General features: G+C 38.0%; 9 protein-coding genes and 1 CRISPR repeat array. Of the genes, 4 read left to right on the top strand and 5 right to left on the bottom strand.

Annotated features, from left to right (window positions below):
• Nucleotides 1-105: 105 nt before the first annotated feature.
• The 3 genes from F6K40_RS34330 to F6K40_RS34320 all read right to left on the bottom strand — a co-directional run bounded on the left by F6K40_RS34330 (nucleotide 106) and on the right by F6K40_RS34320 (nucleotide 2,844).
• Nucleotides 106-252 (bottom strand): hypothetical protein, encoded by a 147-nt coding sequence (locus tag F6K40_RS34330; protein WP_293142841.1) that lies wholly within the window; start codon nucleotides 250-252, stop codon nucleotides 106-108.
• A gap of 262 nt (nucleotides 253-514) precedes the next feature.
• The gene (locus F6K40_RS34325; protein WP_293142838.1) at nucleotides 515-1,081 is read right to left on the bottom strand and encodes a Uma2 family endonuclease; all 567 of its coding nucleotides are present in this window, start codon (nucleotides 1,079-1,081) and stop codon (nucleotides 515-517) included.
• Between the two features lie 398 nt (nucleotides 1,082-1,479).
• Nucleotides 1,480-2,844, bottom strand: a complete 1,365-nt coding sequence (locus tag F6K40_RS34320) for a D-alanyl-D-alanine carboxypeptidase (RefSeq protein WP_293142835.1) — start codon at nucleotides 2,842-2,844, stop codon at nucleotides 1,480-1,482.
• Between the two features lie 1,325 nt (nucleotides 2,845-4,169).
• Between F6K40_RS34320 and F6K40_RS34315 the strand changes: the two genes are divergently transcribed.
• The 3 genes from F6K40_RS34315 to F6K40_RS34305 all read left to right on the top strand — a co-directional run bounded on the left by F6K40_RS34315 (nucleotide 4,170) and on the right by F6K40_RS34305 (nucleotide 4,907).
• Nucleotides 4,170-4,331 (top strand): hypothetical protein, encoded by a 162-nt coding sequence (locus F6K40_RS34315; protein WP_293142832.1) that lies wholly within the window; start codon nucleotides 4,170-4,172, stop codon nucleotides 4,329-4,331.
• Nucleotides 4,332-4,461: 130 nt separating this feature from the next.
• Nucleotides 4,462-4,674, top strand: coding sequence for a hypothetical protein (locus F6K40_RS34310; protein ID WP_293142829.1), 213 nt, complete (start codon nucleotides 4,462-4,464; stop codon nucleotides 4,672-4,674).
• 2 nt (nucleotides 4,675-4,676) lie between these two features.
• Nucleotides 4,677-4,907: a type II toxin-antitoxin system HicB family antitoxin gene (locus tag F6K40_RS34305; protein WP_293142826.1), complete on the top strand. Its 231-nt coding sequence runs from the start codon at nucleotides 4,677-4,679 to the stop codon at nucleotides 4,905-4,907.
• A 66-nt stretch (nucleotides 4,908-4,973) separates the two neighbouring features.
• Here the strand turns inward: F6K40_RS34305 and F6K40_RS34300 are convergent, their stop codons facing one another.
• Nucleotides 4,974-5,132 (bottom strand): hypothetical protein, encoded by a 159-nt coding sequence (locus F6K40_RS34300; protein ID WP_293142823.1) that lies wholly within the window; start codon nucleotides 5,130-5,132, stop codon nucleotides 4,974-4,976.
• 397 nt (nucleotides 5,133-5,529) lie between these two features.
• Nucleotides 5,530-6,741: direct repeats of the CRISPR family, unit length 36 nt; unit sequence GTTTCAATCCCTAAATAGGGATTAGGGTTTCCAGAG.
• Nucleotides 6,742-7,341: 600 nt separating this feature from the next.
• Between F6K40_RS34300 and F6K40_RS34295 the strand changes: the two genes are divergently transcribed.
• Nucleotides 7,342-9,732 carry an ATP-binding cassette domain-containing protein gene (locus tag F6K40_RS34295; protein ID WP_293142820.1) on the top strand — a complete coding sequence of 797 codons (2,391 nt, stop codon included), beginning with the start codon at nucleotides 7,342-7,344 and terminating at the stop codon, nucleotides 9,730-9,732.
• Nucleotides 9,733-10,924: 1,192 nt separating this feature from the next.
• Here the strand turns inward: F6K40_RS34295 and F6K40_RS34290 are convergent.
• Nucleotides 10,925-12,328 (bottom strand): IctB family putative bicarbonate transporter, encoded by a 1,404-nt coding sequence (locus F6K40_RS34290; RefSeq protein WP_293142817.1) that lies wholly within the window; start codon nucleotides 12,326-12,328, stop codon nucleotides 10,925-10,927.
• Nucleotides 12,329-12,506: the final 178 nt, after the last annotated feature.

The following is a 12,506-nucleotide window of genomic DNA, read 5'->3' as shown; positions in this document are numbered from 1 at the left end:
GGAGCGATAGCTAAAAAGGAATAGTTCTTTTTTTTCCCCTTCAAAGGGGAGGCTTTATAGAAGCCATTTGGTATCTCGGGAAAGTGAGGCTTTTTGGCAAAGGAGTCAGGAGTCAGGAGTCAGGAGATGGAGAAATAAAATAGGGGAAAAAAGTAGAAAAATGCCTCCATCTTCCCACACTTCCCACACTTCCCACACCTCCCACACTTCCCACACCTCCCACACCTCCCACACTTCCCACACTTCCCACACTTCCCAATAATAGATACCAAATGGGTTCTATATAGAATCCGGTTATACAGTAATTGCAAAATTGCTTTCTCTTAATACAGATGTTCTACTGAATACAAATTATATAATTTCCAAGTTCCAATCTTTTCTTTCTCCTGACTCCTGACTCCTGACTCCTGACTCTATCAAGCGATACGATAACTAATTACCCGGATTCTATATTAGACCACAATTTTTTGGTAAGTGAGCGTAGAACGGATGTCTTTTCCGCTTACATTCACGCCTAAATTAACTTTGCTTTCTGGAAAATTTGCAGAGGAGTTAAACTTAACTCAGGTAATAAATCATTCCCTAAACTATCTTCCCCTTGCTTCGTTTGTGGAGGAGAATCAGGATAAAAAACGGTAATTTTCTTAACTTTTGTATCAATTAACCAAACTCGGTCAACCCCTGCTTTTAGATAAGCTTCTGCTTTCTCACTAAGGTTACTAAAAGATTGAGCAGGTGATACAATTTCTATGACTAATTCAGGGGGAATGGGGCAAGCATCATCTTCTAATTCAATTTCCCCTAACTTATCATAAGATATATAGAGTAAGTCTGGAATCGGAGACCAATCTTTGTCATTTCGTTTTAAGCGAACACACCATTCGATACCAACTTCCCCCTTATCTTGATTCCAATCTTCAAGAATTGAGGATAAAGCAAGTGTTACGCGGGAATGAGAACGTTTGGGTGACATTTTTTGAATTAATTCACCATCAAAATATTCATAGTTTTCACTAGCTAAAGGGGATGACAAAAATTCATCCAGTGTGAGCTTTTTTTCTTGGATAGCAGTCTTGGACATCCTTAGAATTCTCCTAATTAAATAGAGTTAATATAGTCAGGACTTACGCAAAATTATAAATCATACACCATTTGTAGGGGCGAATGGCATTCGCCCTCTACTAGATATGGTGGTTCTCCGTAAGTCCTGATAGTATAATGTTCTTGAGACTCTCACCGTTAAATCACAGCTCCTAGCTCCGTGTATAACGCTATGCAGGTTTTTCAGCTTTGGATTTCTTCTCAAAAACTTGAATATATTGAAGTGCGGAATGTGGGGTATAAAGCCTCTCCTTTTAAGGGGATAAAAAAGAGAATATTTCTTATATCAAGTCTTTTTATTCCATAGGGGTACTATTTCGCTCCGCGACATGAAAAACGCAGTTCCTCCTCCGGAGGCTAACTGATAACTGAAATGACTTATCTAGCTTCTGATTTTTTCCCATTTTCAATAATTTCACTCCGAGAAGTTTTAGCTTTTCTCTCAGGATTAGCCGTTAATTCTGGTGGTAATGACTGAACAGCACCCCACTTGTTCAACAAATCTCTTAGGAAAATTTCTTGTTGACTTCTCAACTGATTTACACCCGCTCCTTTATTCAGAATTGTAAACCAAACAATTCCTTTTTCTTTTGTTGGTAAAGCTCCTGCTAAAGCACTAACAGAATTTAGAGTTCCCGACTTAACTACTGCAAAATTTGGAAGTTGTTTCCGCTGTTCTAAAATACCTTTATCTTTGCCAACTATCACAAATACATCTGCCACACTCATATTGTATTGCTGAAGATAATTATTAATTGCTAGAAACATTCCGGTAGCTGCGCGGGGAGAAATCCGATTTTCTTCTCCTAAACCAGAACCATTAATTAATTGAACTTCCTGTTTTGGTACTCCCGTAAATTCAGCAGCTTTTGCCGCAACTATTTGATAACCTCCCACAGCTTCAGCTAACATATCTGCCATTAAATTATTGCTATATTGATTCATTTTTTTTACCAGTTCAGCTAGGGGAAAAGAATAATGTATAATTAATAGTTTGATATTTTGAGGAGGAGCAGCATAAACTTGTACAAAACCATCAATTTTTACTTGAGGTTTTAGCGTTCCTGGAGGCAAAGTTTGATATTGATTTAAAGCTTCTCTCGACCAAATTTGACTGTTCAATCCTTGTTTTAGTAAATTACCAGCAGTCTGAGGATTAGATTCAAAGTTCATGTAAAATTTACCAGTAATAATTAGATTGCCAGTAACTCTTTGAATCCCGATTTGATTTAATAAATTGCCAATAGCGATCGCTTCTTCCCAAACAAATAATGGATCTTCTCCTCCTTGAATGACTAAATCTCCATTTAATACTCCATTTTCAATTTTTCCTGTTGTAGAAATTAAGGTGATAAATTGATGGTTGGGATTGAAAGTTTCTAGGGCGACTAAGGAAGTTGCAACTTTAGTAATTGAAGCTGCAGGTAAAGGAATTGTACCTTGATGATTTGCTAATAAAGTATCATTTGATTGTATCCAAATTCCTTGATTTTGTTGAGAAAATCCTTGATTTGCTAATCTATTGAGATATGTTTGTGTTTGAGTAGAAGCAATTTTTTCTGGATTATTTGGAGGTAATGTTAAGGGTTTTTGGGGAATTTCCATTGATATTTGTGATACTTGTGGGGAAGGGGTTGTTTCAGGACTCGGAGATGTTATTTTTGGTTCGGGAGATTGACATCCAATTAGACATAAGGAAATACAGAAAGTAGTTATAGATAGTTTTTTTGGCGTTAGTTTCATCTGGAAAAATTACCTTTTATATAGAATCTGGGTAATTAATTATCATATCGCGCTAGGAGTCATTTCAGTGTAGGGGCGAATGGCATTCGCCCTCCACTTGAAAGTATTACAGGACTTACGTAGAGGAACCCAGAAACCCGGTTTCTCGTATATATTTCTTGTCAGAAACAATGATTTAGCGTAGAAACCGGGTTTCTTTGCGTAAGTCCAATATTATATAGATTCATTGTAGGGGCGAATGGCATTCGCCCTCCACTCCACAGGTTTCAATCCCTAAATAGGGGTTAGGGTTTTTCGATAATTAATAATTAACAATTAATAATTAATAATTACCTCTTCTTCAAATAGGGATTAGGATTTTTCGATAATTAACTGACATATATTCTGAATACTGGGATGATTGAGGCTGACACGGGGACGCTCAGACGCGGGGACGCGGGGATTATGCTTGCTCCTCGATCGACAAAATCATCCCAGAATTATGCAATGCCAAAAAATTAGAAGCCTAAAGAATGTTTCAATCCTTAAATAGGGATTAGGATTTCCAGAGACGCTAAACCAATTATTTAATTGTTTAATTATTACAGCGGTTTTCATTTTGGTAGACTACCGTAGGGGCGATTCGCGAATCGCCCCTACAGAGTTTTGATTATAATGATGTGGTTCATCAATCTGAAAAGCGCTGTAATTATTTCGGTAATATAATAGAAATTAAAGGCTTTGTTGTTGGAAAACATATAGCTACCGCACAAGATCCAAGCATATCTATTCTTTCTTCCTGTTCCCAGTTAAGTGTTCCCTGTTCTCTCTTTTCCGGAGATGTCTAATAAATCAATCAAAAATCTATGTTTTCTTTGTTGTTTTAAAAAAAGCTGAAAATTATACCTGCAAAGGCTTTGAGCCGCTTAAGTTCTTTGATAAAATTTAATAAAAAAATGGCTGAAACCTATATCTGGCAAGGCTTTAAGCAATTTAACTATTGGCCAACAAATGAATAAAGCGTCAATCTATAGAAATAGGGTGATATAGCTGCTACTAGGTTCACCTTTCATGTCGGATCTGACAACGGAAAATATCTACTTCATACTTCTACAACTATCGTCCAATAGACATCTCCGAAAATTCAAAATCAAATCAATTCTCCCATTTGAAATTATCTATTACTTCCCTCCTGCTCCCCTCCTCTTCCCCTCCTGGGAGGGGTTAGGGGTGGGTTGGGGAGGGGTAGGGGTGGGTTCTTCCTGTTGCCAGATCCGCTGTTCCCTCTTTTCCGGAGATGTCTAATAAATAAATCAAAAATCTATGTTTTCTTTGTTGTTTTTAAAATGGCTGAAACTTATACCTGTCAAGGCTTTAAACCGCTTAACTTCTTTGATAAAAATTTAATAAAAAAATGGCTGAAACCTATGTCTGGCAAAGCTTTCAGCGATTTAACTATTGGCCAACAAATGAATAAAGCGTCAATCTATAGAAATAGGGTGATATAGCTGCTACTAGGTTCACTTTTCATGTCGGGGATAACGGAAATGCGGAACGGATGTTCTATGGCTATTACAACAAAGCCGAAATCAAAAGTAAAAAGGAGTAATTCCCAAGAAAATAGGAGAATTAAAAGCAATGGTAGGGAAAGTTGGTTATATACTTCAACAGAAACGCGGTAAAGGAAGTCAGACTTTTGGGAAACATCCTTTGTTACCTGAAGAACCATTGACTATTTCAGGAAAAGATGGTGATGATGCACCATTATATTTGGAGAGAAATATTCAACGAGTGTTGAAAAAGTTGGCAGAATTGAAAAAGCAAGAAAACGAAAAAAGCGAGGAGGAATAAATATGAATTATCAGTATAGTATGGTAATTCAATGGTCTGAAGAAGATCGACTTTTTTTAGTTCATTTACCTGAGTTTCCTTGGCAAGAATTTCATACTCATGGTGAAACATACGAGGAAGCAGCCAAAAATGGTCAGGAAGTAATTGAAACTTTTATAGAAATGTTTATTGAAGAGAATAAACCCCTTCCAGAACCTAGAGTTTTTCCGCAAAAGCTATTACAAGTAATTTGATTAGAGGTTAGTAACGCACCATTTTAGGATAAATTTTTGGCGTGTTGTTATTTCTTCGCTTTATTTTTAAGGAAGCGATCGCCCAGGCAAATCCAACACAGCAAAATCTCTTGCCAAAACTCTACAAATTCCTTTATTAATAGCTGATTTACCTAAATTATTAGAAGATAAATCTAACTTCCAAGAAAACCTAGAATTAATATGGCGAGAACCATGGTTTTTCAATAATTAATAATTAACAATTAATAATTAATAATTGCCTCTTCTTCAAATAGGGATTAGGGTTTTTCGATAATTAACTGACACATATTCTTGAAAGTATTATATAGATTCATTGTAGGGGCTTTCTGGCATTCGCCCTCCACAGGTTTCAACCCCTAAATAGGGATTAGGGCTTTTCAAGAATTAATAATTAACAATTAATAATTAATAATTACCTCTTATTCAAATAGGGATTAGGATTTTTCGATAATTAACTGACACATATTCAATGGTGCGTTACGATGGATTGCTGAATCTCTTTCATAGTCTAAATTTAAGCCGTCTAACGCACCCTACAATTTTGCTACAATTTTGCACTCCAGTAGGGTGCGTTACGCTGCGCTAACGCACCGCTTCAAGAGTTTCAATCCCTAAATAGGGATTAGGGTTTCCAGAGTAATTGCTAGCAAAGAGAAAAACCTTGTAAGACCTCTAATAGTTTCAATCCCTAAATAGGGATTAGGGTTTCCAGAGGCTCTGCATAGCATCGTTGCCCATAGTATTGTTGATTAGTTTCAATCCCTAAATAGGGATTAGGGTTTCCAGAGACAAGACGCGGTACCAGATGGCTGGCGCATCGTAGCGTTTCAATCCCTAAATAGGGATTAGGGTTTCCAGAGTCGGAGATGTTGTTCGTTTAACAGTTGACGATAATTTGATGTTTCAATCCCTAAATAGGGATTAGGGTTTCCAGAGACTTGCCGATATTATGTTGGTAAAAATAATGCAACAACGTTTCAATCCCTAAATAGGGATTAGGGTTTCCAGAGGGATAAAAAACCTCAAAACCCGCCGTCGCTGGGTAAAGGTTTCAATCCCTAAATAGGGATTAGGGTTTCCAGAGACGATACTCCTCCAAGTGAAAATCCCAAGTGTTGGTTTCAATCCCTAAATAGGGATTAGGGTTTCCAGAGTCCAAAAATTGCTCGTTGTAATGATGGCTCAGACGTTTCAATCCCTAAATAGGGATTAGGGTTTCCAGAGAATACTCTAATTCAGTTTATTAAATATCTGAGTTGTTTCAATCCCTAAATAGGGATTAGGGTTTCCAGAGCATTGAGGCCTATGAACAGGAAAAGGTAGCAACATTGTTTCAATCCCTAAATAGGGATTAGGGTTTCCAGAGGTTCCGTTTTCCGAAATGGATTACTGGATTATACCACGTTTCAATCCCTAAATAGGGATTAGGGTTTCCAGAGCCAAGCTTTGACCCCAGTAGTGATCGTTTGCGTTTTCATAATCGTTTCAATCCCTAAATAGGGATTAGGGTTTCCAGAGGAACAAGATATTCCACCAGAAGATGTGGAATACGAAAGTTTCAATCCCTAAATAGGGATTAGGGTTTCCAGAGCAAGCAGAAAACTGCTACGGAGTTTTAACTCCTAAAACTGTTTCAATCCCTAAATAGGGATTAGGGTTTCCAGAGGACGTGCACAAAAAAGGTTTCACTGAAACGTCAGAAGTTTCAATCCCTAAATAGGGATTAGGGTTTCCAGAGATATTGATTGATGCTAAGGAAAAATGTGGAGGGGTAAAAGTTTCAATCCCTAAATAGGGATTAGGGTTTCCAGAGAGTTCCGATCCAGAACAACGACAGAGTAAGGGTTTCAGATACCCAAAAATACCAACCCCTTTGACTTTATCATCAACAAGGCAAATTTTTGGAAAATTACAGCCCTCAAACCCTCTCCTAGTATGGCATCGACGCAGTTCAACGAAATAATCAGCATTTCAGCGATTTTGCGAACTGCGTCGATGGGGTGTCATGCAAAGATGAAAAACTACCCATTAACCACCCTTTACAACCAAGAAATGACCAAAAACCTATTACTATTTATTTTTCGAGGTTCATAACTGTAAATATAGTAACTTCTCCTTTTTAGTTTGTCAAGCATATAGAAAAATTAATTTTTGGCCATATTTTTATAAAATTTTAGTTTTTAATTTTTAATTGATATTCAGTACATCAATATATATATAAGTAGTCGTTCAAAATCAATTTTCCATTATGATTCACAATATATAAACAGGACTAAAGCCATCTGAACCCAGAAACCCGGTTTCTCGTAGACAACTATTGCTCAAAACAACGATTTCTCGTAGAAACCGGGTTTCTTTGTGTAAGTCCTAATAAATAGAAACTCTGCCAAAGAATCTAAAATCAAATATTATTATGACAAACAAAACAGGGCAAACCACCCTTTTAAGCAGTAATCCCTATCTAGAATTAACTAACCAAGGCCAAACTATCACCCTCCAACTGACACAAGACAATCATATCTTAGGACGCGATCGCCTCCGTGCCGATCTAGTAGTCCCCTCAGATTGGTCAGTCGTCTCTGGTTATCACGCCATCATCCGGAAAGTTGATAGTCGCTACCATATTTACGATGGAGATGGACATCGCGCCAGCACTAACGGATTATTTCTCGATCGCACGCGCATTACTCCATCTGAAGGTCATCCCCTGCAAAATGGCATAGAAATCAAAATCGGTCTCGATCCCCAAAACCAAATCCTGCTCAAATATTTTGAACCAAATAATCCTGTAGCTGTAGCATCTTTGCCAAAAACCCGCTCAATATCTTTGCAAAATAAATCGGTGTTACTTGGCCGCGATCCTGATGCCAATCTAGAATTAGATGCTGCCATTGTTTCCCGTCGTCATGCCACCATTGAACCCAATGGTAAGGGTAACTACATTTTACGGGATTATAGTACCAATGGTGTTTTTGTCAACGATGTGCGGGTGAAAAATTTTATTGTTGTCACTGACGGAGCGGTAATAAAAATCGGACCTTTTACTCTGATTCGTCGAGGCGATCGCTTAGAAGTATTCGATCCTGGCAACCAAATCCGTCTGGATGCCGATCGCCTCTACAGAATAGTCAGAGATCAACGCGGAAAACCACGAGTTTTGCTCAACGATCTCTCCTTCGCGATCGAACCGGGGCAGTTTGTTGCTTTAGTCGGAGGAAGTGGCACCGGGAAGTCAACTTTAATGCGAACATTATTAGGAATTGACCCCACAACCAAAGGCAAAGTTTATATAAACGGTGAAGATTTAAGGAATAATTTTAATATTTATCGGACTCAAATAGGTTATGTTCCTCAAGACGATATTATTCATCGCGAACTAACAGTATCGGAAGTCTTAACTTATGCAGCAAAATTGCGTTTACCTCCCGATATTAATCTCAAAGAAGTAGTGGAAAAAACCCTCGAACAAATAGAGATGAAAGAAAGAAGAAATGTATTCGTTAGTCAGTTAAGTGGAGGGCAAAGAAAAAGGGTAAGTATTGGCGTGGAATTATTAGCAGATCCGAAATTATTTTTCTTAGATGAACCGACATCTGGACTCGATCCAGGATTAGACAAAAAAATGATGCAGCTATTAAGAAAATTAGCAAATCAAGGACGAACAATTATCTTAGTCACCCATGCCACAGCTAATATTAGAATTTGCGATCGCGTAGTCTTTTTAGGAAGAGGAGGGCGGTTATGTTACTTTGGTTCTTCGAGAGAAGCTTTAAATTTTTTCTCTGTAAATACTGGAGACTTTGCTGATATTTACAACGAACTAGAAACGAGCGATGAAAATATCAATGAATGGGTAAATAATTTTCGGCAATCAGAATATTATCGGCATTATATTGCCAATCATCTAAGTATTGATAATATAAAACCTCCGACTAATTTACCACCGAAAAAACAACCCCCTTCTTTTTGGCAACAACTATTTATTTTAATCCAACGATATTTGAAATTAATTTTCCGCGACCCGATTAATTTAGGTTTAGCATTATTAACTGCGCCGATTGGAATTCTTTTAATTTTATTTGCAGTTGGAGATAAAAACCCATTAATTGGCGACCCCGAACCTACTTTAGCTCCTTTAGCTTTGCGAGTATTATTTGTATTTACTTGTGCCTGTTTATGGGTTGGTTTATCGAGTTCCCTGCAAGAAATAGTCAAAGAATCAGCTATTTATATTCGGGAAAGATTAGTGAATTTAGGATTATTTGCATATCTAGGTTCAAAAGTAATAGTTTTAGGATTATTAGCAATTTTCCAAACATTATTAATAGCAGGAATAATTATCCTGGGATTTGAAAATCCACAACCAGAATTAATTCCATGGGAAATAGGAGTTAGTATAACTACCTTTTTAACATTAATAAGTTGTATTAGTCTGGGATTAATGATTTCCTCAATTGTGAAAAATGCTTCTCAAGCTAATAGTGCTTTACCCTTAATATTGCTGCCTCAGATTATATTTTCTGGTGTTTTATTTGAGATGAAAGGTATAGCAAGTCAATTTTCTTGGCTAATGTTAAGTCGTTGGTCCGTAGCTGCTTATGGCGCATTAGTAAATGTCAATAAAATGGTGCCAGAAGCAACAAAATTACCAGACGGAAGTACCGTTCCATTACCATTTTCAGGTTCAGATGTTTATAATCTTGATTGGCAAAATTTAGGTTTAAGTTGGGGAGTTTTATCTTTACATTCACTGATTTATTTAGGTATAACTATTTGGTTTCAGAAACGCAAAGACATAATATAATTAATAATTAATTATTAAGAGGTCTAGTAGTGCTGTGTCAAGCTTGAAAATGTGGGTTAAAAAACCTAACCCCCCAACCCCCTTCCCTGCAAGGGAAGGGGGAGAGAACTCCCCTCTCCTCGTAGGAGAGGGGTTGGGGGAGAGGTCTTCGTTTGTTGCTCGCTCCTAATATCATGTCCGGATAAGAGCGTGATCAAAAAACTTTTTCCTCCTTATACATTCAAACTCTCTTCTCTTCCCTCCTGACTCCTGATATCATGTCCGGTAGCATCGTTTGTGTATAATAGAAGAAGAAAAAAATAATTGCCCGGAGCAATCGCCACTCTTCAAGCACTTGATAAATTATCAGTAGGCCACCAACAAAAACAAGTAATATCATGTCCGGATAAGAGCGTGATAAAAAAACGGTGGTGGTGCTGAGGAATGGTAGAGAGAGTGTCGGAGGTGTCGGAGGTGTCGGAGGTGTCCGAGGTGTCCGATTACTGAGGAGTAATGAGTAATGAGTAATGAGTAAGGAGTAAGAAGTAAGGAGTTAGGAGGTAGGAGGTAGGAGGTAGGAGTTAGGAGTAAGAAAGGAAATGAAAGTGCATAAATTTTTAAATTCGTATTCATGCTTAACATATTTTAGTTGAGGAAGTAATTTTGCGATTACTGTATAACCGGATTTTATATTACTCCTTACTCTTTACTCCTTACTCCTCAGTAATACGATAACTAATGACCCGGATTCTATATAACAACCTGGAAGGTTGAACTGCCACTCATTACTAACAGGTTTCCAGCTTTTAACAAATATAGCTGAGAAAGAGTTGCTTAGGACATGGACTGATGATGAACCTTAGACTGGGAAATGTTTTTCTAACTGTTCCCTGTTCCCTGTTCCCTGTTCCCTGTTCCCTGCTATAGTAAAGCTTTGTACCTAACGCGCGGGCGTGAAACTGCTGTAAATTTCCTGTAGATATTTACCCTTTAGTTTACACAAACCATACCAGCGGAGATGATATGATAACTGAAATCATCCGTGCATCTGTGGCAAAATCCTTGTCTAGCGTAGTAGACTGACACAGCTAAACTGTGCACTCTTATTTTTGTTTCTAGCTATCTTTTCCTCCCCACACTTCCCACACTTCCCACACTTCCCATCCTCCCCATCCTCCCCATCCTCCCCATCTAACGCACCATTTAAGGTGTGTCACTCCAGTAGGTTGGGTTTCGCTTCCTCAACAAACCTACGCTCATTGCTATAACTCGCAACAATAGCTACCATCAACCACCAAAGCGTATTAATTTGCGGACGATACCAAACTGTATCCACCAAACCATGACCCATTAATCCTACCATTGCTGCCATCGCCCCAATCAACCAATACCCTTGAGCATCACCACTATCTCGCAAACGTTTCAACTGCAACACACCTTGATTAAAAGTCACCAATAGCAACCACAAAAAAGCCGTCAAACCAATAAAACCAGTTTCCACAATTATCTCCAAAGGCACCGAATAAGAACTCAAAGCACTATAACGGGGACGCTGATAGAGAGGATAAATTTTATTAAACACATCATTACCCGGTCCGATACCTAAAATTGGGCGATCGCGAATCATATCAAATACAGACATCCAGACATTCATCCGAAAATTATTACTGCTATCTCGACGGCCTGCAAAAATACTCAGAACGCGATCGCGCAACGGCTCCAACAACACCACTGCCAAAATCAATAACCCCGCAAAACTTCCCACTGCTATTGGCAATGACCAAGTTTGCCAAAATTTTGGCATATAGACACTCCACCAATACCACATTAAAATCAACATAGCAAAAATCAAAGCTATAAACCCAATCCAACTACCTCGACTACCCGTGTAACGCAAACAAGCACAATTCACTATCAACATTGTCACTGCCAGAGATTTTTGCGCCCAACTACGCCAAGCAAAAATTGCCACAAAACTCAAAGCAATAGCAGACAATAAATATCCACCCAATAAATTAGGATTTCCCAAATAACTATAGACACGAGTTACATTTGCCTGAGTAGAACTAGGATCATTCCAGGTAGCTAGAGGTTCAACTTGATCTATCCATTGTCGAATACCGTAGAAACCAACAATTAGGGAAATCAATAAATAAACATTGATTAACCAAGAGCGGAGTTTAGGCGATCGTAACACTAGCGTTCCTGAAGCAAACAACAATAAATAAAGAGTCAACTTGACCCACCCACTAAAAGCAGCAGTCTTTGCCGGGGAGAGAAGCATTGCCAACGTAGCAACACCCCAGTAAAGCAATATTAGTAAATGAATGGGAGTAAAATATTCCTGAGTATTATCCGAGACTGTCAGCAATACCCAAAAACCAGCGCTAGCAAGTAATAATAAACCAATTAGAGCAGTATTTACAAAAGGAGCGAGACTAAATACAATTGCCAGCAACACAAAACCAAGAGGTTCACCCCATTGCATTAACCAACTCCCCCGTCGCCAGTTATGAAGGGAACCATTAAGTAAACCATAGAGATAGCTAGCATTTAACCATTGAGAATTAGAGACTGAAAGATTAGTTAGTGTTAACTTTTGCCAAACTGAGTTCATTTTGATATCAATAGGAAGAATAATAACAACAACTCTAATAATAATACAGAATTATATAGAATCCGGGTAATTAGTTATCGTATTACTGAGGAGTAATGAGTAATGAGTAATGAGTAATGAGTAATGAGTAATGAGTAAGGAGTAAGGAGTAAGGAGTAAGGAGTAATATCAAATCCAG

Source organism: Okeania sp. SIO3I5, from assembly GCF_010672085.1.
In the GTDB taxonomy this organism is placed as follows: domain Bacteria; phylum Cyanobacteriota; class Cyanobacteriia; order Cyanobacteriales; family Microcoleaceae; genus Trichodesmium.
The sequence above is the reverse complement of the archived record's forward strand: the minus strand, read 5'-3'. Positions and strand labels throughout refer to the sequence as shown.

Bases quoted from the DNA above. Each gene is read 5' to 3' on its own strand.
- F6K40_RS34325 (WP_293142838.1), bottom strand. From the start codon at position 1,081: ATGTCCAAGACTGCTATCCAAGAAAAAAAGCTCACACTGGATGAATTT.
- F6K40_RS34320 (WP_293142835.1), bottom strand. From the start codon at position 2,844: ATGAAACTAACGCCAAAAAAACTATCTATAACTACTTTCTGTATTTCC.
- F6K40_RS34315 (WP_293142832.1), top strand. From the start codon at position 4,170: ATGGCTGAAACTTATACCTGTCAAGGCTTTAAACCGCTTAACTTCTTT.
- F6K40_RS34310 (WP_293142829.1), top strand. From the start codon at position 4,462: ATGGTAGGGAAAGTTGGTTATATACTTCAACAGAAACGCGGTAAAGGA.
- F6K40_RS34305 (WP_293142826.1), top strand. From the start codon at position 4,677: ATGAATTATCAGTATAGTATGGTAATTCAATGGTCTGAAGAAGATCGA.
- F6K40_RS34295 (WP_293142820.1), top strand. From the start codon at position 7,342: ATGACAAACAAAACAGGGCAAACCACCCTTTTAAGCAGTAATCCCTAT.
- F6K40_RS34290 (WP_293142817.1), bottom strand. From the start codon at position 12,328: ATGAACTCAGTTTGGCAAAAGTTAACACTAACTAATCTTTCAGTCTCT.